The organism is Metabacillus dongyingensis, assembly GCF_019933155.2.
Lineage (GTDB): Bacteria > Bacillota > Bacilli > Bacillales > Bacillaceae > Bacillus_P > Bacillus_P dongyingensis.
In genome coordinates this window covers 3,668,199-3,692,044 of the sequence record NZ_CP082944.1, presented here as the reverse complement: position 1 = coordinate 3,692,044, position 23,846 = coordinate 3,668,199, and the positions used below count along the sequence as shown (strand labels likewise).

At 41.8% G+C, this 23,846-nt stretch carries 20 protein-coding genes, 1 other RNA gene and 1 other annotated feature; of the genes, 18 read left to right on the top strand and 3 right to left on the bottom strand.

Annotated elements, in window-relative coordinates; genetic code table 11:
- Positions 1-3: 3 nt before the first annotated feature.
- The gene (gene spoVB, locus K8L98_RS18350; RefSeq protein WP_223436932.1) at positions 4-1,569 is read right to left on the bottom strand and encodes a stage V sporulation protein B; all 1,566 of its coding nucleotides are present in this window, start codon (positions 1,567-1,569) and stop codon (positions 4-6) included.
- A gap of 146 nt (positions 1,570-1,715) precedes the next feature.
- On the opposite strand from spoVB, the gene K8L98_RS18345 reads away from it, so the two are divergent.
- The 8 genes from K8L98_RS18345 (at position 1,716) to K8L98_RS18310 (ending at position 11,136) form a co-directional block, all read left to right on the top strand.
- The gene (locus tag K8L98_RS18345; RefSeq protein WP_223436930.1) at positions 1,716-2,009 is read left to right on the top strand and encodes a post-transcriptional regulator; all 294 of its coding nucleotides are present in this window, start codon (positions 1,716-1,718) and stop codon (positions 2,007-2,009) included.
- Between the two features lie 40 nt (positions 2,010-2,049).
- On the top strand, positions 2,050-4,296 hold the full coding sequence (gene secDF, locus K8L98_RS18340; protein ID WP_223443576.1) for a protein translocase subunit SecDF: 2,247 nt from the start codon (positions 2,050-2,052) through the stop codon (positions 4,294-4,296).
- A 152-nt stretch (positions 4,297-4,448) separates the two neighbouring features.
- Complete coding sequence (locus K8L98_RS18335; protein ID WP_223436929.1) at positions 4,449-4,793, top strand: LapA family protein; 345 nt, start codon at positions 4,449-4,451, stop codon at positions 4,791-4,793.
- Positions 4,794-4,853: 60 nt separating this feature from the next.
- Positions 4,854-7,202, top strand: a complete 2,349-nt coding sequence (gene recJ / locus K8L98_RS18330) for a single-stranded-DNA-specific exonuclease RecJ (protein ID WP_223436927.1) — start codon at positions 4,854-4,856, stop codon at positions 7,200-7,202.
- A gap of 16 nt (positions 7,203-7,218) precedes the next feature.
- The gene (locus K8L98_RS18325) at positions 7,219-7,731 is read left to right on the top strand and encodes an adenine phosphoribosyltransferase (RefSeq protein ID WP_223436925.1); all 513 of its coding nucleotides are present in this window, start codon (positions 7,219-7,221) and stop codon (positions 7,729-7,731) included.
- A gap of 156 nt (positions 7,732-7,887) precedes the next feature.
- Positions 7,888-10,080, top strand: coding sequence for a RelA/SpoT family protein (locus K8L98_RS18320; RefSeq protein ID WP_223436923.1), 2,193 nt, complete (start codon positions 7,888-7,890; stop codon positions 10,078-10,080).
- 16 nt (positions 10,081-10,096) lie between these two features.
- Positions 10,097-10,543 (top strand): D-aminoacyl-tRNA deacylase, encoded by a 447-nt coding sequence (gene dtd, locus K8L98_RS18315; protein WP_223436921.1) that lies wholly within the window; start codon positions 10,097-10,099, stop codon positions 10,541-10,543.
- Between the two features lie 257 nt (positions 10,544-10,800).
- Positions 10,801-11,136: a hypothetical protein gene (locus tag K8L98_RS18310; protein ID WP_223436919.1), complete on the top strand. Its 336-nt coding sequence runs from the start codon at positions 10,801-10,803 to the stop codon at positions 11,134-11,136.
- Here K8L98_RS18310 and K8L98_RS18305 read toward each other — a convergent pair.
- A complete protein-coding gene (locus K8L98_RS18305) occupies positions 11,129-12,874 on the bottom strand; it encodes an N-acetylmuramoyl-L-alanine amidase family protein (RefSeq protein ID WP_223436917.1) in 1,746 nt (581 codons plus the stop codon). The two genes, K8L98_RS18310 and K8L98_RS18305, sit on opposite strands and share 8 nt — an antisense overlap.
- Before the next feature lie 135 nt (positions 12,875-13,009).
- Here K8L98_RS18305 and K8L98_RS18300 point away from each other — a divergent pair, with 135 nt between their 5' ends.
- From K8L98_RS18300 to K8L98_RS18280, 5 genes are all read left to right on the top strand, one after another.
- Positions 13,010-13,186 (top strand): hypothetical protein, encoded by a 177-nt coding sequence (locus K8L98_RS18300; RefSeq protein ID WP_223436915.1) that lies wholly within the window; start codon positions 13,010-13,012, stop codon positions 13,184-13,186.
- Positions 13,187-13,243: 57 nt separating this feature from the next.
- Positions 13,244-13,477, top strand: a binding site (T-box leader).
- Positions 13,478-13,549: 72 nt separating this feature from the next.
- Positions 13,550-14,812 carry a histidine--tRNA ligase gene (gene hisS, locus K8L98_RS18295; protein ID WP_223436913.1) on the top strand — a complete coding sequence of 421 codons (1,263 nt, stop codon included), beginning with the start codon at positions 13,550-13,552 and terminating at the stop codon, positions 14,810-14,812.
- A 20-nt stretch (positions 14,813-14,832) separates the two neighbouring features.
- Complete coding sequence (gene aspS, locus K8L98_RS18290) at positions 14,833-16,611, top strand: aspartate--tRNA ligase (protein WP_223436911.1); 1,779 nt, start codon at positions 14,833-14,835, stop codon at positions 16,609-16,611.
- Between the two features lie 62 nt (positions 16,612-16,673).
- Positions 16,674-16,862, top strand: a non-coding RNA gene (gene ssrS, locus K8L98_RS18285) — 6S RNA.
- Between the two features lie 164 nt (positions 16,863-17,026).
- Entirely contained in the window at positions 17,027-17,788 is a 762-nt protein-coding gene (locus K8L98_RS18280) for a tRNA threonylcarbamoyladenosine dehydratase (protein ID WP_223436909.1), read from the top strand.
- Positions 17,789-18,195: 407 nt separating this feature from the next.
- Here the strand turns inward: K8L98_RS18280 and K8L98_RS18275 are convergent, their stop codons facing one another.
- Positions 18,196-19,461, bottom strand: coding sequence for a replication-associated recombination protein A (locus K8L98_RS18275; protein ID WP_223436907.1), 1,266 nt, complete (start codon positions 19,459-19,461; stop codon positions 18,196-18,198).
- Between the two features lie 235 nt (positions 19,462-19,696).
- On the opposite strand from K8L98_RS18275, the gene K8L98_RS18270 reads away from it, so the two are divergent.
- The 5 genes from K8L98_RS18270 to K8L98_RS18250 all read left to right on the top strand — a co-directional run bounded on the left by K8L98_RS18270 (position 19,697) and on the right by K8L98_RS18250 (position 23,835).
- Entirely contained in the window at positions 19,697-20,368 is a 672-nt protein-coding gene (locus K8L98_RS18270; RefSeq protein ID WP_223436905.1) for a YczE/YyaS/YitT family protein, read from the top strand.
- 18 nt (positions 20,369-20,386) lie between these two features.
- Positions 20,387-20,803, top strand: a complete 417-nt coding sequence (gene cymR / locus K8L98_RS18265; protein ID WP_223436903.1) for a cysteine metabolism transcriptional regulator CymR — start codon at positions 20,387-20,389, stop codon at positions 20,801-20,803.
- Between the two features lie 15 nt (positions 20,804-20,818).
- The gene (locus K8L98_RS18260) at positions 20,819-21,961 is read left to right on the top strand and encodes a cysteine desulfurase family protein (protein WP_223436902.1); all 1,143 of its coding nucleotides are present in this window, start codon (positions 20,819-20,821) and stop codon (positions 21,959-21,961) included.
- A gap of 26 nt (positions 21,962-21,987) precedes the next feature.
- On the top strand, positions 21,988-23,103 hold the full coding sequence (mnmA, locus tag K8L98_RS18255; protein WP_223436900.1) for a tRNA 2-thiouridine(34) synthase MnmA: 1,116 nt from the start codon (positions 21,988-21,990) through the stop codon (positions 23,101-23,103).
- Positions 23,104-23,181: 78 nt separating this feature from the next.
- Entirely contained in the window at positions 23,182-23,835 is a 654-nt protein-coding gene (locus K8L98_RS18250) for a tetratricopeptide repeat protein (RefSeq protein WP_223436897.1), read from the top strand.
- The last annotated feature ends 11 nt before the right edge of the window (positions 23,836-23,846 follow it).

The window sequence follows — 23,846 nt, the reverse complement described above, 5'->3', positions numbered from 1 at the left end:
ATATTAACGCCGCGGTACCAGCTTAGAAAGTGTGTTTCCTACATATGGAATTCTTTGCAATTCTTCCTTAAGAACTAAGCGTAATGCGATCAGAAGGATGCAATAAATCGTGAAAGTAAAGGTGACAGAAATGATTAAATTAATACTCATGCTTAGTGAGAGCATTTGATAGAAATAATAACCCGCTATTCCTGAGAGAATCATGGTCAAAAAGCACTTGGCATATTCCCCAATCCGAATGGTCAGGGAGACCACCTTCAGGACTGTTGCTAAATGAAGCAGCGTGACAAGCATGATTCCTGCTACAATGGCAAGGGCAGCTCCCATAATACCGAGTGATGGGCGGGTTGCTAATAGGAAAATCAAGGCTGTTTTAATGGCTGAACCGACAAAACTGTTGATCATTGCCGCTTTTGCCAGGTTAAGCGCCTGCAGAACTGCCTGAAGAGGACCCTGGAAATAGTAAAAGATGAAAAAGGGAGCCATGACCTGAACAAAGATCGCAGCGTGGCTGCTTCCGTACATGACCGTCATCATTGGATTAGCATAGATATATAAAATAACGACGGCGAAACCGCCTGTCACTAAAGATAGTCTGAATGCCTGCTGAAGTCTGTGCTGAACAAGGTGCAGCTTTTTTTGAGCCATGGCTTCGCTGATTGCCGGGACAAGTGCGGTAGATAAGGAGTATGTAATAAATGACGGCAGCATAAGGAGCGGAAGGGCGTACCCTGTCAATTCACCGTACTGTTTTGTTGCCATGGCTGCTGTAAATCCTGCAATGGCCAAGCTTTGTGCAACAACAATCGGTTCAAAAAACCAGGCAATGGAACCGATCATGCGGCTTCCTGTTGTTGGGAGTGCAATGCTCATTAAGTTTTGAAACGTATCCTTACCGTCCTGCAATGATTTGAAGAACTTTCTTCTGATTTTGAATTTCTTTTTCATCTTAAACATCGAGAATAAGTAAAGCAGAGAAATCAGTTCTCCGATGACGGCTGACGCCATGGCCCCTGCTGCAGCATATTCAATCCCGTACGGAAGGAACGTTTTTGTAAAAACAGCAATTAAAGATATCCGGACAATTTGTTCAAGCACCTGTGATAACGCAGCTGGCCTCATGTTTTGCTTTCCTTGAAAATAACCCCTGAGAACAGATGAAATCGCAATAATGGGAACGACTGGAGTAATCGCAAGCAGCGGATACAGCGTTCTTGGGTCTGTCAGCAATGAGTTTGACAAGTAGGGAGCAAGAAGAATGATGGCCGGAGTGAATAAAAGACTAAGTGACCCTGTAATCGCAAGAGAGACGATCAGGATTTTTTTGATTTTCCGCTGATTTCCTTCGGCTTCAGCTTCTGCAACTAATTTTGATATTGCAACAGGCAGCCCGAACTGGGTAATCGTAATAATTAGGACAAGCGTGGGCATCGCCATCATGTATAATCCAACGCCTTCTTCCCCTATAAAGCGCGCCACAACAATTCGGTTTATAAACCCCAGAACCCTGGTAATCAGACCGGCAGCTATCAATATTAATGTTCCCTGTAAAAATGTTTGCTTGGACATTGGCTTTCCCTGCCTTCTCAAATAGCTTGTAATCATATACAATTACTATATGCGCTATGATTGGCCAAGCATGACAAGTATGTTCAAGCAAAGGCTTATTCAAGATAAATTATCCCGCAAATGATCAGGTGAAGGAGCGTGTCATGATGGAAAAAGACGAAATTGAAAAATATCGCCATCACGTAAAGCCGGCGCTAGTCAGCAAAGCAGAGGAATTTAAAATCCTCGATTATGGCGAGGTCACAGAAGCAGAGCTTTGGAATTTCCTAAGAAATAAAAAATGGAAGAAAAAAAATGAGCTCATGGTGTATGAAATGGTAGCTGATATTATGGCCATCAAACCAAATGAATTCATGACATTCGCAACGATTGAATCTTATAAGGCGGGCAGCTGGTTTGAAAGTGAAGAAGGCAAAAAACTCGGCATCAATGAAAGTTAATACATATTGAATGGTTTTTTTCTAAGGAGGAAACAACATGGTGAAAAAAGGACGCATTATCGGTTTTTTCTTACTCGTCCTTTGCGTAGGCAGTTTGATTGGAGTTTTTGGAAACAAAGCTGCAGATAATATCTTGCTTGGACTTGATCTTCAGGGCGGCTTTGAAATCCTATATGATGTAGAGCCTGCAAATAAAGGCGATAAGATCGACCGCAATGCACTGGTAAGTACAGTGAATGCTCTTCAAAAGAGAGCGAATGTGCTTGGTGTCAGTGAACCTAACATCCAAATCGAAGGAGAAAACAGAATCAGAGTTCAGCTTGCAGGAGTAAAGGACCAAAGCCAGGCAAGGGAAATTCTCTCCACTCAGGCAGAGCTCACATTTCGGGATGTAAATGATAAAGTCATGATGAATGGCTCGGATCTTGTGGAAGGCGCATCAAAACAGACCTTTGATCCAGATACACAAGAACCGATCGTGGCAGTTAAACTTAAGGATGCCGCGAAGTTTAAAAACGTAACAGAGCAAATCGTGGCGATGCAGCCTGAAAATCAGCTTGTTATTTGGCTTGATTACGAAGAAGGCGACTCATATAAAGAAGAAGTCACAAAAGAATCACCGAAATTTTTATCAAATCCAAACGTCGGAGAAGTTTTTAATACAACCGATGTGACGATTACAGGCCAGTTCACAGTTGAAGAAGCTAAAGATCTTGCCAATCTTCTAAATGCTGGATCACTTCCTGTTAAACTCGATGAAACCTATTCTACTTCAGTAGGAGCGCAGTTTGGTGAAGAAGCGCTGCAGAAAACGGTTCTAGCGGGAGTTATCGGGATCAGCTTTATTTTCTTATTTATGCTCTACTTCTATCGATTGCCGGGGATCATTGCAATCGTAACTATAAGTGCATACCTTTATCTTGTCCTTCAAGTTTTTGATTGGATGAATGCTGTTTTAACACTCCCGGGTATAGCAGCCCTGATTTTGGGAGTCGGGATGGCAGTTGATGCCAATATCATTACATACGAGAGAATTAAAGAGGAAATCAAGCTTGGCAAGTCCATAAGATCAGCGTACAGAGCTGGAAACCGCCGTTCCTTTGCCACTATTTTCGATGCGAATATCACAACGATGCTTGCAGGCGGAGTTCTGTTTTTCTTCGGGACCAGTGCGGTCAAAGGATTTGCAACGAGTCTTGTATTAAGTATACTTGTGAGCTTTTTAACATCTGTTTTCTTAAGCAGAATCCTGCTTGGATTATTGGTGGAAAGCAAGTGGCTTGATAAAAAGCCAGGGTATTTTGGAGTGAATAAGAAAGACATTATAGATTTGAGCAAATCAACAGAAGATGTTGATGCTCCTACAAAGTTTGATAAGGTAGACTTTGTTAAGCACCGGAAAAAATTCTTTGCCGCATCAGGAATATTGCTTGCTGCCGGAGTGATTCTCATTCTTGTGTTCAGATTGAATCTTGGGATTGATTTTTCAAGCGGAACCCGGATAGAGATTGGAGCGGAAAAGACCTTAACAGCTGAAGAAGTTGAAGATGAGCTTGCGAATCTTGACCTTGAGGCGAAGGATATCGTTTTATCCGGCAACCAAAATCAAACCGCGGTAGCCAGATTTATCGGAGTACTTGATAAAGATGAGATCGCTGAAGTAAAAGAGTATTTCAATGAAAAATATGGAAAGGAACCAAGTGTCAGCACGGTTTCGCCTACAGTTGGGAAAGAGTTGGCGAGAAATGCGATGTATGGTGTTTTAATCGCTTCACTTGGGATCATCATCTATGTTTCCTTGCGATTTGAATATAAAATGGCAATCGCTTCTGTTATTGCCCTGCTCTATGACGCATTTTTCATTATCGCCGTTTTCAGTATTACCCGCCTGGAAGTGGATGTTACGTTCATAGCAGCGGTTCTGACTATCGTGGGCTATTCTATTAATGACACGATCGTAACCTTTGACAGGATTCGGGAGCTATATAAAAAGACAAAAGTCAAAACGTATGATGATCTAAAAAGTATTGTAAACAGAAGCTTGCAGCAGACATTCACACGATCAGTAAATACGGTATTGACAGTCGTATTCTGTGTTATTGCTTTGTTGATATTAGGAAGCGAATCGATTCGGAATTTCTCAATAGCCCTGCTTATCGGATTAATTTCCGGCACTTACTCCTCATTATTTATAGCAGCACAGCTATGGATGATCTGGAAATGGAAAGAGATTAAGAAAAAAAGCACGATAAAAAAAGTTCAGGAAAATGACGAACCAGTCATTTAAAAAGAGAAACCGCGAGCAACCGCGGTTTTTTAATTTTAACTGTATCTGGATAAGATATTATTAGGCCAAAGAACATCCCTTTACTCGTAATTGTTTGAATGAATTTAAGAAAAGGGTATAAAGAAGAGAGATTTTCAGAAGGGGGAAAGAAAATGAAGAGACAATGGAGTTTTATTTTTGCGATTCTTTTTGCACTTATTGTTGCGGTTTTTGCTGTCATAAATGTGGATCCTGTTGAAGTTGACTATTTATTCGGTCAAGCAAAATGGCCGCTTATTCTGATTGTTCTGGGTTCCGTTCTGCTTGGAGGGCTTATGATTGCTTCTGCAGGACTGACAAGAATTTACGCTCTTCAGCGCAAAGTGAAAGTTCTGGAAAAGGAAAAGGCAGAGCTTATAAATGAAAACGAAGCGCTTAAAAAAGATCCGTTTGTTCATGAAACAACAAGCAGTGCGCACGGAGCTAAGCAAATCGGCCAGACATCAGACGAATTATAATTTCCAGTTTGTCACCCCTTACCCACTCTAGTATAATAGTGAGGTTAAGGGGTGATTTTTTTGCTGAAAGCGAAGACTAGATGGGATGTTTCTAACCACCATCCGGATAAGGCTGATGAATTGATAAATACGATGAAAGTTACGCCTCTGGTAGCTTCCCTGTTAATAAATCGCGGAATTGAAACTGCTGAGCAGGCCGACCAATTCCTGAATATTGAAAAGCATGGTTTTTTGGATCCATTCATGCTCCTTGGAATGGACAAAACTGTTAAGCGTATTAACGATGCGATTACTAATCAAGAAAAGATTTTGATTTTTGGAGATTATGATGCAGATGGAGTGAGCTCTACGACTGTTTTGCTCGAAACGCTTACCTCACTCGGAGCTAATGCTGATTTTTATATACCTAATCGTTTTACTGAAGGATATGGTCCAAATGAGATGGCTTTCCGCCATGCTCATGATGAAGGTTTTTCTTTAATCATTACGGTTGATACAGGGATCTCGGCTGTGAATGAAGCAGCTCTTGCAAAAGAGCTGGGCGTTGATCTGATCATAACCGATCATCATGAACCAGGACCGGTTCTTCCTGATGCTTATGCGATTATCCATCCAAAGCAGCCTGATTGCCAATATCCTTTCAAAGAGTTAGCCGGTGTGGGCGTAGCTTTTAAGCTTGCCCATGCACTGCTTGGCAAAGCACCAGAGCATTTGCTTGAAATTGCCGCAATAGGAACCATCGCGGACCTTGTTCCGCTTCACGGCGAGAATCGGCTGATTGCACGCCTTGGCATTCAGCAATTAAAACGTACAGAACGAAAAGGGTTAAAAGCGCTGCTTAAAGCAGCAGGAGCTGATGGAAAAGATGTAAATGAAGAGACGATTGGATTTGCCATCGGTCCGCGGATCAATGCCGTAGGGAGGCTGGAATCTGCTGATCCGGCCGTTCATCTCCTTATGTCAGAAGATGATGATGAGGCACAAAGTCTTGCAAAAGACATTGACTTGCTCAATAAAGAAAGACAGAAAATCGTCTCGCAAATTACGGAAGAGGCAATCGAACAAGTAGAATCCATGTATCCGATTGAAGAAAATCCGGTTCTTGTTCTAGCAAAAGAAGATTGGAACCCCGGCGTTGTCGGAATTGTAGCTTCGAGAATGGTAGAGAAATATTATAGACCTACGATTATCTTAAGCATTGACCACGGCAAGAAAATGGCTAAAGGATCTGCAAGAAGCATTGCGGGTTTTGATTTATTTGCTAATTTGTCAACATGCCGGGACATTCTGCCGCATTTCGGAGGACATCCAATGGCAGCTGGAATGACACTTGATATTGATGATGTTGACCAATTGAGACAGCGATTGAATGCCCTTGCGGCTGAGAGGCTGACTGACAAAGATTTCATACCCATCAAAACGATTGATGCGGAATGTACTCTTGCTGAAATCACTACGGACTCCATCGAAGAAATTGGGCTGCTCGCTCCGTTTGGCATGAGCAACCCGAAGCCTCTCTTCCTGCTTGACTCCGTTCAATTAGGGTCAATGAGGAAGATAGGGTCAGATCAAACACATTTGAAACTGGCGGTTGAACAAAATCATCAGCAGCTCGATTGTATCGGATTCGGATTTGGGCATCTTCATGATCATATGGCTCCTCTTGCAAAAGTGTCAATGGTTGGTGAATTATCTATTAATGAATGGAATAACTTCCGGAAGCCGCAATTCATGATCCAGGATCTCGCTGTCAATGAGTGGCAGCTGTTTGATGCAAGAGGAACCCGCAATCTTCAAAAAGCGATTGAAAAAATAAATGATGAAAAAAATGTCCATATCGTTTTCCAAAAAGAAACGCTCTCTATGCTTGAAGGCTCGGATCTCAATATTCTATTTTTGGAAAGCGGCCATGCTTCGGGCGACTTGGATTTAAAAGATAAATATGTCACATTCATTGACACGCCATCTTCTATAGAACATCTGAATGCCCTTTTTGCAGGAGCGCGCCCGGACCGGATCTATGCAATTTTTCATCAGCATACGGAACATTTTTTTGCCACAATACCAACGAGGGAACACTTCAAATGGTATTATGGATTTTTGAAACAAAAAGGGTCATTTGACTTAAAAAAACATGCAGAAGCGCTTGCCCGGCATAAAGGCTGGTCAAAAGAAACAATAGATTTCATGTCACAGGTGTTTTTTGACCTGGAATTTGCTACAATAGAGAATGGCATTATTTCTGTCAATCATCATCCGCCAAAAAGAGATCTAGCCGAATCTACTGCGTATGCTTCTAAGCTTCAGCAATTAGAGCTTGAAAATACGCTACTATATTCGTCATACCAGGATTTAAAAATATGGTTTGATGAAAGAATGAAAATATCGTCAACGCTTGTCAATGCATGAGGAGGACAAACTTAATATGGATTTAAAGAAGTATGTAACAGTGGTTCCAGATTATCCGAAGCCGGGTATTCAGTTTAAAGATATTACAACACTAATGGACAACGGTGAAGCTTACCGCTATGCAACAGATCAAATTGTTGAATATGCGCGTAAACAAAACGTTGATATAATTGTAGGACCGGAAGCCCGCGGATTTATCATCGGCTGTCCTGTAGCTTATTCACTTGGAGTAGGCTTTGCGCCAGTCCGCAAAGAAGGCAAGCTTCCTCGCGAGGTTGTACGCGTAGAGTATGGACTTGAGTATGGCAAAGATGTGCTAACAATGCATAAAGATGCCATCAAACCAGGTCAGCGCGTGTTAATCACAGATGATTTGCTTGCTACAGGCGGAACGATTGAAGCATCAATCAAATTGGTAGAAGAGCTTGGCGGAGTTGTAGCCGGCATCGCTTTCTTAATCGAATTAAGCTACCTTGACGGCCGCAGCAAATTGGATGATTACGATATTTTGACACTGATGAAGTTTTAATCACATAGCGAAAAGCACTCGGGAATGGGTGCTTTTTCTATATTAAGGCAGGTACCAGCCATTAATTGGACATAGAAAAGACTGTATATCTCTTTACATCTTCTGTGTTTTTAATGATAATAGGTACAATAAAGTTTTCATTGTAAAGGTGATTCCATGGCTAATGAACAAGTACTGACTGCTGAGCAGGTCATAGAGAAGGCAAAACAATATTTAACGGATGAAGACTTGCTTTTCATTCAGAAAGCCTATGATTTTGCAGAAGAGGCGCATCGTGAACAATACCGAAAATCGGGTGAACCATATATTATTCATCCTATACAGGTCGCAGGGATTTTAGTTGATTTGGACATGGATCCGTCGACTATCGCGGGTGGATTTTTACATGACGTCGTAGAAGATACGGACGTGACACTTGATGACTTGAAACAAACATTTAATGATGAAGTCGCCATGCTAGTGGACGGAGTTACAAAGCTAGGAAAAATTAAATATAAATCTCACGAAGAACAACAGGCTGAAAATCATCGTAAAATGTTTGTCGCAATGGCACAGGACATTCGTGTGATATTAATTAAACTTGCTGACCGTCTTCACAATATGCGCACACTTAAGCACTTGCCGCAAGAAAAGCAGCGGAGAATCTCTAATGAAACCCTTGAAATTTTTGCGCCGCTTGCACACCGGTTGGGGATTTCAAAGATAAAGTGGGAGCTTGAAGACACAGCTCTGCGCTATTTGAATCCGCAGCAGTATTACCGCATTGTAAATTTAATGAAGAAAAAGCGTGCAGAACGCGAGCTTTATTTAGAAGAAGTCATTGATGAAGTGAAAAACCGTGTTCATGAAGTAAATATAAAAGCCGATTTCTCAGGCCGCCCAAAACATATTTACAGCATCTACCGGAAAATGGCACTTCAGAACAAGCAGTTTAATGAAATCTATGATTTATTGGCCGTTCGGATTATCGTAAACAGCATTAAAGACTGCTATGCCGTTCTCGGCATTATTCACACATGCTGGAAGCCGATGCCGGGAAGATTCAAAGATTATATAGCCATGCCAAAACCTAATATGTATCAATCCCTGCATACAACAGTGATCGGCCCAAAAGGCGATCCTCTGGAAGTTCAGATCCGCACAAATGACATGCACACGATTGCAGAATACGGGATTGCTGCTCACTGGGCATACAAAGAAGGCAAAGAGGCCGAAGAGCAATCAACTCTTGAACAAAAATTAACATGGTTCCGGGAAATTCTGGAGTTCCAGAATGATACAACCAATGCAGAAGAGTTTATGGAATCATTAAAAATCGACCTATTTTCAGATATGGTATTTATTTTCACGCCTAAAGGCGATGTGATCGAAATGCCTTCAGGCTCTGTTCCGATTGACTTTGCATACCGCATCCATTCAGAGATCGGCAACAAGACGATCGGTGCAAAAGTAAACGGCAAAATCGTCACCCTGGACTATAAATTAAAAACAGGCGACATCATTGAAATCATGACTTCCAAACATTCCTATGGACCTAGTCAGGATTGGCTAAAGCTTGCCCAAACGTCTCAGGCGAAAAATAAAATCCGCCAATTCTTCAAAAAGCAGCGCCGTGAGGAAAATGTTGACAAAGGCAAAGAAATGGTTGAGAAAGAAATTAAAAATCTCGACTTTGAATTAAAAGAGGTCTTAACGAGCGATAATTTAAAGCGTGTCTCTGAAAAATTCAATTTCTCAAACGATGAGGACATGTATGCTGCTGTAGGTTATAACGGCATCACAGCAGCCCAGGTTGCAAATCGGTTAACTGAAAAATGGCGCAAAAAACGTGATATGGAACAAGAGAAAGATATTTCAGAAGTGATTTCTGAGGTTCGTCCTTATTCCTCAAAAAAACGTGACAGCGGGGTCCGTGTTAAAGGAATTGACAATCTGCTGATCCGTTTATCAAAATGCTGCAATCCTGTACCAGGTGATGAAATTGTCGGTTTTATCACAAAAGGACGCGGGGTTTCTGTTCATCGGGACGATTGCCCTAATGTGCATACCGACGAGGCACAGGCCCGTCTTATACCTGTTGAATGGGAAACACAGCTTGATGGCCGCAAAGAGTACAACGTTGAAATCGAGATTCTCGGCTATGACCGCAGAGGGCTCCTTAACGAAGTCCTTCAGGCTGTCAACGAAACAAAGACAAACATTTCATCTGTTGCAGGCAAATCTGACCGGAACAAAGTAGCTACGATAAACATGGCGATTGCTATTTCCAACATAAGTCATCTTCACAAAGTAGTGGAGCGGATTAAGCAAATTTCTGATATTTATTCTGTAAGAAGAATCATGAATTAGAAAGGGTTTTTCTGTCTTGAAAATAGTTGTACAGCGTGCCAGACATGCAGAAGTAAAAGTAAATAACGAAACTGTCGGCAAAATTTCTGAAGGATTCATGCTTTTAGTGGGGGTCACCCATGAGGATTCTGAACAGGATGCTGATTATCTTGCAGATAAAATTGCCAATCTGAGAGTTTTTGAAGACGAAGAGCAAAAAATGAACCTTTCCCTGATGGATGTGGGGGGACAAGTCTTATCTATTTCGCAGTTTACTCTCTACGGAGATTGCAGAAAAGGAAGAAGACCAAATTTTATGGCAGCTGCTAAACCTGATCAAGCACAGCCTTTATATGATTACTTCAATGCAAAGCTTCGTGAAAAAGGAATTACAGTACAAACAGGTGAGTTTGGCGCAATGATGGATGTATCGTTCACAAATGTCGGTCCTGTTACCCTGATTCTCGAATCACAAGCGAATTAAGAAGACCGCCGGGCACTGTGCCTGGCGGTTTTTCTTTTTGTTTGGGAAAATATAAAATAATTGTTTTGTGGAAAAATATGGATGTAAAAAAGCGGTATTAGAAATTAATTACTTAAAGACCATATCGATAGGTATTGGGTGTTCCACTGATTAAGTTGATATTATTCAATCGCTATGCCCGGATAAAGTGCGTCAAAGCGAGTATATGAAACAGAAAAAACATCTCCATCCAGAAAAAAGTGCGTCAAAGCGAGTGTATGGAGCAGAAAAAACGCCTCCATCCAGAAAAAAGTGCGTCAAAGCGGGTATATGAAACAGAAAAAACATCTCCATCCAGAAAAAAGTGCGTCAAAGCGGGTATATGGAACAGAAAAAACATCTCCATCCAGAAAAAAGTGCGTCAAGGCGGGTATATGAAACAGAAAAAACATCTCCATCCAGAAGAAAGTGCGTCAAAGCGAGTGTATGGAACAGAAAAACATCCCCATCCAGAAAAAAGTGCGTCAACATCCTTACCGTATAAGATCACAACCAAACCCGCATTAAAAAAAACACTCAGGCCAGAGCCCGAGTGTTTTCGCATACTTATTTAAAATACTGTGCCAGTCCATAATAAACCCCTTGTGCAACTCTTTCCTGATAAGTGCTTGAACGGACAGTCAATTCTTCGGTGCTGTTGCTGACATACCCCAGTTCCAGGAGAATGGCAGGCTGATTATTTTCACGGATAACATGATAATCTCCAAATTTCGTTCCGCGGTCTTTTAACTTTGTTTGTCTCATTAATTCAGAATGTACAGGTGATGCCAGCGGCTTATCTTTAGATCCGCTGTAATAATAAGTCGTCATTCCATTGACGCTCCTATTATCAATGCTGTCAAAATGGAAACTTATAAAAGCATCTGCATTTCTGTAGTGGGATGTGCTTACCCGTGAGCTTAAGCTGATGTAGCTGTCAGAGCTGCGCGTCAAATGCACGTCTGCCCCAGAAGCTTTCAGTTTATCAAAGACGAGTTTGGCAGTAGACATCGTCAGGTTCTTCTCAAGGGTTCCTCGGGTGCCGATTGCTCCGCCATCACGTCCGCCATGGCCAGGATCTAAAACAACGGTTTTATTTTTTAAGTATGAGGTAACATCTCCGCCAGGCCTTGTAACAGAACTTCCTTCACCTGATTGTGATACCACCCATCCTGCCACATATCCGGAGGTATTGCCGGAGAGCTGGATTTTAAACCAATCTCCTTCTTTGCTGATAACAGAAAATTGCTCACCTGCATTAGCACGTCTCAGAATACTTTGATTTGTAGCTGGACCTTTTCGAATATTAGTGCCATCTTGCAAAATACTGACTTTAGATTGACTTGGTTTTTCATTGCCAGTATTTCCTTGCCCGTTAACAATTGAAATAAAGGAACTGGAAACCCAGCCTTTTTTATTTCCAGAGTATTGAATATGATGCCAGCTGTTTTTAGATTCAAGAATCATGACTTCTGCATTTTTTAAGATGGAACCGACTACAGAGCCGTTTAAGCTGCCGACGCTGCGGACGTTAAGTGAGCTTGCTGTTACTTTTCCTTTTTTGGAGCTTCCCACAGGCGATTGAACGGAACCAGTGGAAATAAAATCACTATGTACCCAGCCCTTTTGGCCTTTAAATTGAATTTCGTGCCATTTATCCTGTGTCTTTGTGATTGAAACAGAAGCATTCTTTTTCAAGCTTCCAATGGTGTCGGCTGATGTTGAAGGCTTGTTGCGTACATTCAGTGAAGTGGCAATAACCTTGCCGCTCGTTGCACCGGATGAAGCAGGTGCTTTGGATTGTTCCTTCTTTAGAAAAATAACAAACTGACTGGAAACCCAGCCCCTTTTTCCTTTATAAGAGATCTCAACCCAATTTGAGTTTTGCTGGACAAATGATGCCGTTTGTCCCTTGTCAAATGTGCCTGTTACCTGAAAGCTTGTTCCAGGACCGCTGCGTATTCTCAAGTCTTCAGCAGTTGATTTGACCTTGTCCGAAGTGCTGCCTGAGCTTGTTTTGGGGGCTTCGGAAGATTGCTGAAGGGTTACTAGCCATGAGGCTACCCAGCCCTTGTTATTACCAGATAATTGAATTTGATACCAATCATTTTTCTGGTCTGTGATGCTGTATACAGCCCCTTTTTTTACACTGGCGATGACGGAATAGCTTAATCCAGGGCCGCTTCTGATGTTTAATCCGTCCGCTGCGATAACTGCTTTTTTTGTTTCAGCTGATGCAGGCTTTGGCATCATTTGAAGCTGGCTTATTATAAGCAGTGTGCAAATGATGGAAAAGAGTAATTTTCGAAACAATGACCGATCCTCCTTTTTCATAGATAACTTATAGTACATTCGCTTTTTATATCGGCTATCCCTTGTGACATTTGATATATTTTTTCAGGAAAAAGGAAATGCTAAAGGATAGACAGCTAAAAAGGAGCAATGACGATGAGGCACAGTGATAAAGGCGAGACAACTCATTATAACAATAATGATGTATTTGGAGTTAATTTTCATGAATTTGCGGAAAAAGAACAGAATTCTAATTTGTTTGAGCTTGCAAGTGAATATGGTTTAAGTTTGAGAGAAGTGAAGAAATTAAAAAAACAATTAAATCGCTCTTGACACAAAGCCTGAATCATTCGTATGATAGTATATAAATCTTAGCAAGAACTACATAATTTTGAACCATTGATGGAGAAGAGTAGTCAAGATGACACATGATAAGAGAGGAAAAGCCGTGGCTGAAAGCTTTTCGCATGATGACTTGATGAAGAGAACACTCCTTAGGTTTCCCTCTGAACGATACTGGCTGTATTTAATAGGAGGAGGACGTGACAGGCGTTAACTGTCTGAGTGGGAGCATTTTTTGCTTCAACTAGGGTGGCACCACGGGATCTAACTCTCGTCCCTACATTTTTATGTAGGGACGGGAGTTTTTTTATTTTCAAAAATTATGATGGTTAATGTAAATTGGAGGAGTAAAATATGTCATTTCAAATTCCGAGAGGCACACAGGATATCCTTCCTGGAGATGTTGAACGCTGGCAATATATTGAAAACACAGCACGTGAAATCTGCAGATTATATCAATATAAAGAAATCCGCACACCAATCTTTGAACACACTGAGCTTTTTCAAAGAGGAGTAGGTGAATCAACAGATATCGTTCAAAAAGAAATGTATACCTTCCAGGACCGCAAAGGAAGAAGCTTGACCCTTCGCCCTGAAGGAACGGCTTCAACGGTTCGTGCATTTGTTGAAAAGAAATTGTACGCTCAGCCGGCACAGCCGACAAAGCTTTACTATATCGGACCAATGTTCCGTTATGAGCGTCCGCAGACGGGACGCTTCCGCCAATTCGTTCAGTTTGGGGTTGAGGCGCTTGGAAGCAACAGTCCTGCAATCGATGCAGAAGTCATATCTCTTGCAATGGAACTTTATAGCGCTGTTGGATTGAAGAAGCTGAAGCTGATTATCAATAGTCTTGGCGATGCAGACAGCAGGAAAGCTCACAGGGAAGCATTAATTGCTCATTTTGAACCAAGAATCGGTGAATTTTGTTCGGATTGCCAGAAACGATTACAGCAAAATCCGCTTCGAATCCTGGATTGCAAAGTAGACCGGAATCATGAGCTTATGGGAACAGCCCCTTCGATCATGGATTACCTAAACGACGAGTCAAAAGCTTATTTCAATAAAGTTCAGCAATACTTAACGGATTTGAATATTGAGTTTACTGTAGATCCTAATCTAGTACGAGGATTAGATTACTACAATCACACGGCATTTGAGATCATGAGCGACGCAGAAGGATTTGGAGCGATCACAACACTTTGCGGCGGCGGAAGATACAACGGCCTTGTGGAAGACGTTGGCGGCCCTGAAACACCAGGGATCGGATTTGGTCTCAGCATCGAACGATTTCTTGCTGCCCTCGATGCAGAAAACGTGGAGCTTCCAATTGAACAATCGATCGATTGCTTCGTCGTAGCGCTTGGGGATAAAGCGAAAGACCGCTCTGTATCACTCGTATATGAACTCAGAAAAGCAGGATTGACTGCAGAAAAAGATTATGAGGACAAAAAAATGAAAGCTCAATTTAAGGCAGCGGATCGCTTTAAGGCTAAATTTGTTGCTGTATTGGGTGACGATGAGATTGAAAAGAACATCATATCTGTAAAAAACATGGAAACAGGCAGCCAAGTAGAAGTGGCATTAGATGAACTTACAGCCTATATAAAAGGATAGTCAAAAGGAGAGAGACAAACATGTTTGGACGAACATATTATTGCGGTGAAGTCACAGAAGCAGCAATTGGAGAAAAAGTAGTATTAAAAGGGTGGGTGCAAAAACGCCGCGATCTTGGCGGGCTCATTTTCATCGATCTAAGAGACAGAACAGGAATTGTTCAAGTTGTGATCAATCCTGAGGTTTCTGAGGATGCGCTCAAAATTGCAGAAAAAATCCGCAGCGAATATGTATTGGATATTGAAGGCACAGTAGTCGGACGTACAGAAGGAACAGTAAACCCTATTCTTGCGACTGGGAAAATCGAAGTGAAGGCAGAAAATGTAACAATTATCAATGCTGCCAAGAATCCGCCTTTCCTGATTGAAGATCGATCTGAAGAAGTTTCAGAAGATGTGCGTTTAAAATACCGTTATTTAGACTTAAGAAGACCCGCTTTGCTTGAAACATTCAAAATGCGGCACAATGTTTCAAAATCCATCCGCAATTTCCTTGATGAAAAAGGATTTTTAGATGTAGAAACACCTATTTTAACGAAAAGCACTCCGGAGGGAGCACGTGACTATTTGGTGCCGAGCCGTGTGCATGAAGGTGAATTCTATGCGCTTCCTCAATCTCCGCAAATTTTCAAACAGCTGCTTATGGTATCGGGTTTTGACCGTTATTACCAAATTGCACGCTGCTTTAGAGACGAGGATCTGCGTGCTGATCGTCAGCCTGAATTTACCCAGGTGGATATTGAAATGTCATTTATGAGCCAAGATGAGATCATGTCATTAATGGAAGAAATGATGACGCGCATTATGAAAGAAACAAAAGGTGTGGATTTAACTCTTCCTCTTCCACGCATGACCTTTGACGAAGCAATGAGCCGCTATGGTTCTGATAAGCCTGATACACGATTCGGACTAGAGCTCATCAATGTTTCCGAACTCGTGAAAGTCAGCGGCTTTAAAGTGTTCAGCGGTGCTGTGCAAAACGGCGGAGAAGTAAAAGTGATTAACGTTAAAGGAGCAGCTGCTTCTTATTCAAGAAAAGATATTGATGCATTAACCGAGTTTGTTTCTCAATATGGAGCAAAAGGTCTTGCATGGCTGAAAGTAGAGGAGCAGGAGCTTAAAGGCCCTATTTCTAAGTTTTTCCCTTCTGAAGAACAGTCAAGCTTAAAAACAGTGACTGAAGCAGAACCAGGCGACTTATTACTGTTTGTTGCAGACAAAAAGCAAGTAGTGGCGGATGCACTTGGTGCTTTACGTCTAAAACTTGGAAAAGAATTAGGGTTAATTGACGAAAGCAAATTCAATTTCCTTTGGGTAGTTGACTGGCCTCTAGTTGAATATGACGAAGAAGCGGGACGCTACTTTGCAGCGCATCATCCATTTACAATGCCTGCACGCGAGGATCTTGAGCTGTTTGAAACAAACCCAGGCGGAATGAAAGCTCAGGCCTATGACCTTGTTTTAAATGGATACGAGCTTGGCGGGGGATCCATTCGTATTTTCGAAAAAGAGATACAGCATAAAATGTTTAAGCTGCTTGGTTTCTCTGAGGAAGAAGCGGTGGAACAGTTTGGCTTCCTGTTAGAAGCTTTCGAATACGGCACCCCTCCACATGGCGGAATTGCTCTTGGACTTGACCGTTTAGTCATGCTTTTGGCAGGAAGAACGAACTTGCGGGATACGATTGCATTCCCTAAAACGGCGAGTGCAAGCGACCTTCTGACACATGCTCCAAGTGAGGTCAGCACAGCACAATTAACGGATCTTCATCTTGCATTAAACCTGAAAAAGAGTGAATAATACCCAGTATGATTTACTTGAAAACCGCACCTTGTTGTGGTAATCTTTTTACAAGATAAAAAGAAGTCCTGATGTGTACGTCGTACACTTAGTTTTGATCCAACATTACTTGATCCGGGAGTTCACGTTTTCATCGTTATGTAAATGCCTCATCATACGATCAGAGGACTTGTCATACATGAAACAGGACACCCACCTGCTGTGAGCGGGTTCAAAACCAAGATAGCAGCGACGGCACAATTGGGACTACTTGACGAACGAGAATTCAGCCTGCATAAGCTTTCTGCTTATGCAGGTTTTTATATGAATGAAATTCTGATTAAATAGGGAGCAGCACTTGTTTTTCATGAAAAGTATGATATATTCATTTTCAGGTAAAATACAGACATGAATTAACTAAATGGAGTTGAGAGTTTTGCTGAATCAATTTTCCCGCAATGAACTTGCGATAGGCAAAGAAGGCATTGAAATTTTGAAAAACAGCACAGTTGCAGTCCTTGGAATTGGCGGAGTAGGTTCTTTCTCTGCGGAAGCACTTGCTCGTTCAGGTGTAGGACGAATTTTGCTTGTAGATAAAGATGATGTGGATATCACAAATGTAAACCGCCAAATTCATGCACTCGTATCAACTGTAGGCAAGCCAAAAGCTGATTTGATGAGAGACCGCATTAAAGAGATTAACCCGGATTGCGATGTCATTGCACTGAAAATGTTTTACACGGAAGAAACATATGAGGAATTTTTCAGCTACGGCCTTGATTATGTTATTGATGCATCTGATACGATCTCATATAAAATCCATCTTATGAAAGAATGCTTAAATAGAGGCATTCCGATTATTTCAAGCATGGGTGCAGCGAATAAGACAGATCCGACAAGATTTCAAATTGCGGATATTTCCAAAACACATACAGATCCGATTGCCAAAGTGGTCAGGACCCGTCTTCGCAAAGAAGGAATCAGAAAAGGCATTCAGGTTGTTTTCTCTGATGAAAGCCCGATTGTCATTCGCGAAGATGTACGTATGAAGGTAGGCAATGATGCTGCGCAGATCCGCAAAGCGAAAATGCCGCCATCATCTAATGCGTGGGTACCTTCTGTAGCAGGTTTGATTATGGGCGGACATGTTATTATGGAGCTTTTAAAAGATATTAAAATTACACGTGTAAACGACTGAATAATAAGAAAAGCGGCATGATTTCACATCATGCCGCTTTTCTTATTGTCAGCTCAACAATTCTAGTCACTTTGCCTGAACAAATTCCAGCATAAAGTTGAACCCGGACTTTTTGCTGGAATTTTCATCTGTCTGCCGGGTTGAACAGGTATTTCTTCTTAACACATTGTCCAGCTCCATCACCCAGCTCCTCGGCCAGAACGTCTCAGCCTGAAAAGTCAAAACCGGACTTTCCAGTCTGAGCCTTATCTGTCTGTCGGAGCTAAACGGGTGATTCCGCATTTCGATTGTCCAGCTCCATCACCCAGCTCCTCGGCCAGAACGGATCCGTCAATAAAGGCAAAAAGCGCCTTTTCTGCCGGATCCTTATCTGTCTGTCAGAGCTAAACGGGTGATTCCGCTTTTCGTTATTGCTGCTTCATCAGCTTTTCATAAATTTGTGAAAGGGAAAGTTCGAATTTCCCTGTTTGTTTAGGGTCATAGTACTTTTTCTTTTTTAGTGAATTCGGCAAATATTGCTGCTTTACCCAGCCATTCTCGAAGTCATGGGGATATTGATAGTCAATGCCTCTCCCGAGCTTTTCTGCTCCCTTGTAATGTGCATCTTTCAGGTGTGCAGGAATTTCACCGCTTTTCCCGGAACGAATATCTGCTATCGCAGCATCCAGTGCTTTGTATGCGCTATTGGATTTTGGTGATAAACAAAGCTCAATAACTGCATTTGCAAGCGGGATTCGCGCTTCCGGCAATCCTAGTCTTTCGGTCGCTTCAATGGCGGCCAATGTTCTTGCTCCAGCCTGAGGACTTGCAAGACCTATGTCTTCATATGCGATAACTAACAGCCTGCGGTTGATGCTTATTAGATCTCCAGCTTCTATCAATCTGCCAAGATAATGAAGAGCTGCATTCACGTCAGAACCCCGTATTGATTTTTGAAACGCAGAAAGGACGTCATAGTGGGCATCGCCGTCTTTATCATGGACAAAGCTCTTTTTTTGCAGACATTCTTCTGCTGTATCAAGTGTTACGTGTATTTCGCCATTTTCACCCGGATCTGTTGAGATGACCGCAAGCTCCAGAGCATTCAGAGCAGACCGGACGTCACCTGCACAGCTTGAAGCAAAGTGCATGAGAGCTTCCTTGGAAATTACGGTCCGGTATTTGCCAAGTCCTTTCTTTTCATCCTTTAAAGCTCTTTCAAGTGCTGTTTTTATATCATCAGCTTCAAGCGGCTTTAATTCAAAAATCTGGCATCTGCTTCTGATTGCAGGATTGATGGCATGATAGGGGTTGCTTGTTGTTGCTCCTATTAAAATGATTTTTCCATCCTCCAAATAAGGAAGAAGAAAATCCTGTTTTGCTTTATCCAGACGATGGACTTCATCAAGAATTAAAATGACCTTGCCGGACATTTTCGCTTCTTCTGCAACAATCTCCATATCTTTTTTATTATTCACAACCGCATTAAGCTTTCGGAAAGCTGTTTTTGTGCTTCCTGCAATCGCTGTTGCGATGGATGTTTTTCCTATTCCGGGAGGGCCGTACAAAATCATGGAGCTCAAATGTTTTGCTTTTACCATACGCTCAATCATTTTTCCTTTGCCGACTAAATGTTCCTGCCCGATGATTTCATCAATATTTTCTGGTCTCATTCGAAATGCCAGAGGTTTCATGTTCTCCCTCCTTAGGGCAAAGCACTAATCTTATTTTAACTAAGCTTATCATGACTTTCCCGCTTAGTCATAAGAATTGATATATACCTTATAGGAAAACGATAAGTCAATTTGAATGCTCTGATGCAGGATAATATGCTATAATGGCATAGGTTCATTTATGAAATAGCAATTATTAACAGCGAAACAATAATTGTTTCAGATTTTTAAACGATGAAAGGCGGAGTGAAGAAAGATGGGCGCTTTCCGCAGTAAAAAGAATCAAGAGCTAGGTATTAGGTGGAGCATTTATTTCATAGGCCTGCTCATCATGTCTTTAGGCATCGTCCTTACAATAAAAGCAGAACTTGGCACATCTCCGTGGGATGTGCTTCATATAGGTTTATATTACCAGTTTGGTTTAACGATTGGATCTTGGGCAATTATTGTAGGAGGAACTATTCTTCTTTTGTCATCAATTTTCACAAAAAAGCTGCCTCAGGCAGGTGCGTTTGTCAATATGCTGACTGTAGGTTTGTTTATAGATTTATACTTGCTTTTGCCTTTTATACAGACCCCATCCGGCTATGCCGGAAAAGCACTGATGCTTTTGCTTGGAATTATTGTGATGGGATATGGAATTGGCTTGTATATTTCTGCAGGATGCGGTGCTGGTCCCCGGGATACTTTAATGCTAGCTTTGGTTGAAAAGACCGGCATAAAGGTGTCAAGGATACGCGGAGCCATTGAATTGATTGTTCTTTTTTTCGGATGGATCCTTGGCGGCCCGGTCTTTATCGGAACAATCGTCTGCACACTATCTATTGGGTACATCATTGGATTTACCCTTCCTCAATGTCAGAAGACAACGAATGCAATGCTTGAAAAGACAGTCAGAAAAGAACCGCATGTTCACCAAGTTAGCTAGAATTATAGGGGTGTTAATATGAAAATTTCAACTAAAGGCCGTTATGGTCTTACAATTATGATAGAGCTTGCAAAGAAACACGGGGAAGGGCCAACCTCCTTAAAAAGCATCGCTCAGACGCATGATTTATCTGAACACTATTTAGAGCAATTAATTGCACCGCTCCGTAATGCCGGTTTAGTCAAGAGTATTCGCGGAGCATACGGGGGATATGTTCTCGGAAATGAACCTGATGCCATTACTGCAGGTGATATTATCAGAGTTCTTGAAGGACCGATCAGCCCTGTAGAAGTACTTGAAGATGAAGAGCCTGCTAAGCGCCATTTATGGATTCGCATACGCGATGCAGTGAAAGATGTACTGGATAATACAACTCTTGAAGATTTAGCGAACTACACAGATGGCGAGCAGGAATCTTATATGTTTTATATTTAAAAAGGAGGGTGTAAAATGGAGCGAATTTATTTGGACCATGCCGCTACATCCCCCATGCATCCGGAAGTGATTAACCAAATGCTTCCTCACATGCAGGATGTATTCGGAAATCCCTCAAGCATTCATTCGTTCGGAAGAGAAAGCAGAAGACTGCTGGATGAGGCGAGAGCGGTTATTTCCAGGAGTCTTCATGCAAAACCGAAGGAAATTATTTTTACGAGCGGAGGAACAGAGGCTGATAATTTAGCCATAATCGGCTCTGCACATGCAAATCAGCATAAAGGCAGGCATATCATTACGACGCAGATTGAGCATCATGCTGTTTTAAATACATGCAAGCATCTGGAGAAACAGGGATTTCAGGTCACCTATTTGCCGGTTGATCAAAATGGAACTGTTTCAATTAAAGATCTGAAAAGAGAATTAACGTCTGAAACAATATTGGTCACAATCATGTACGGGAACAATGAAACTGGTTCGATTCAGCCGATTAAGGAGATCGGCAAGGCTCTGAAGGATCATCAGGCTCTCTTCCATACAGATGCTGTACAGGCTTTCGGAATACTTGATTTGAATGTTAAAGAGAGCTATATAGATATGCTCTCTGCTTCTGGCCACAAGATTAATGGACCAAAAGGAACCGGTTTTCTATATGTTAAAGAAGGAATCTCGCTTAAACAGCATTCTCACGGCGGAGAACAAGAGCTGAAACGGCGTGCAGGAACGGAAAATGTACCCGGCATTGCCGGGCTGAAATCCGCAGTCCAGCTTGCACTTGAAACCAGAGAGCAAAAAACTGTACTTTACAAAGGGTTTAAAGATAAAATAATTGATATTTTAAAGACTGAAGATGTTTCCTTTGAAATTAATGGAGAAATGGAAAGCAGCCTTCCGCATGTTTTGAATCTTTATTTTCCTGGTACAAATGTGGAGTCAATGCTTGTGAACATGGATATAGCAGGGATTGCTGTATCGAGCGGATCAGCATGCACGGCAGGGTCAATTGAGCCTTCACATGTTCTGACTGCCATGTACGGAAAGGGTGCTGAACGGACAAAAGCTTCCATTCGCTTTAGTTTTGGTCTTGGAAATACGATGGATCAAGTTGAGAAAACGGCTTTGGAAACCGCACGAATTGTAAAACGTTTAACAGCTTAGATAGATGGACACTGGAGGTGGAAAAGATGCAAAAAGCACCTAAAGACACACGCGTTGTTGTTGGAATGTCAGGAGGGGTAGATTCCTCTGTTGCGGCACTACTTTTAAAACAGCAGGGCTATGATGTGATCGGCATCTTTATGAAAAACTGGGATGATACGGATGAGAACGGAGTCTGTACAGCTACTGAAGACTATGATGATGTGATTCAGGTCTGCAATCAAATCGGAATCCCCTATTATGCAGTAAACTTTGAAAAACAATATTGGGACAAAGTGTTCACTTATTTTTTAGATGAATATAAAGCAGGGAGAACCCCGAATCCTGATGTAATGTGCAATAAAGAAATTAAATTTAAAGCATTTTTAGAGCATGCAATATCTCTTGGCGCAGATTACCTGGCTACAGGGCACTATGCACAAGTTGAGTACCGTGACGGAGAATACAAAATGCTCAGAGGCGCTGATGAAAATAAAGATCAAACGTATTTCCTAAATCAGCTGACCCAAGAACAATTATCAAAAGTCATGTTCCCAATCGGAAATATTCCGAAGTCAAAAGTACGCGAGATTGCAAAAGAAGCAAATCTTGCGACCGCAGCGAAAAAAGACAGTACAGGCATATGCTTTATAGGAGAACGGAATTTCAAAGAATTTTTAAGCGGCTACCTTCCTGCACAGCCTGGTATAATGCAGACTCTATCAGGAGAAGTAAAAGGCAAGCACGACGGCCTGATGTATTACACCATCGGACAGCGTCATGGACTGGGGATTGGCGGCAGCGGCGATCCTTGGTTTGTGGTAGGGAAGGACCTTGAAAAGAATGTGTTATACGTGGATCAGGGCTTTGACAATGATCTGCTCTATTCGGATTCGATTACAGCTACAAACATCAGCTGGGTTTCGGACAAACTCCCTGAAGGAGAAGTTGTCTGCACGGCAAAATTCAGATATCGTCAGGAAGATCATGCAATCACAGTGAAAATGGTGGATGAAACGACTGCCCAAGTGATTTTTGACAAACCGATCCGCGCCATTACACCTGGACAGGCTGTTGTTTTCTACAAAGATGACGAATGTCTTGGCGGCGGAACTATCGATGAAGTATTTAAAAAGAACGATAAAATCTGGTATGTTGGTTAATGATGCAGCCTTTGTTAAAACCTCAACGTCGGTTGAGGTTTTTTCTTTAAATATATGTTACCGGGAGTGTTACTGATTATGAGTGATAAAAGTACATTAGGAATAGAAGCCATGCAAAAAGGCGATTTTGAAAAAGCGGCAGGATATTTTTCAGAGGCTATTGAAGAAAATCCAAAGGATGCTGTTTGCTATGTGAATTTCGGAAATTTACTGGCAGCAGTAGGAGAATTTGAAAAAGCCATTACGTTTTTTGAAAAAGCGCTGGAACTTGATGCTAACACGACAACTGCCTACTACGGAGCAGGAAATGTGTATTACAATAGCGAGCAATTTCAATCAGCCCAAAAAATGTTTTTAAAAGCGATTCAAAAAGGGATGGATCATTCAGATGTCTTTTTCATGCTTGGAATGAGCTATGTTCAAATGGAACAGCCGCTGCCTGCCCTTCCATATCTTCAAAGAGCTGTAGAATTAAATGAAGAGGACACGGAAGCGCGCTTTCAATATGGATTATGTTTAGCTCAGCAGGAATCGCTGAATGAAGCCATTCGCCAATTTCAAATTGTAGTGGAGCAGGACCCAAATCATGCGGACGCATACTATAATTTAGGTGTAGGCTACGCATTTAAAGAGGATGCAAAAAAAGCGATGGACATGCTGGATCAAGCTTTGAGCATTCAGCCGGACCATGATATGGCGGCTAATTTGAAGCAGCTGATGCAAACGCTGTAAGAATCAGGCAA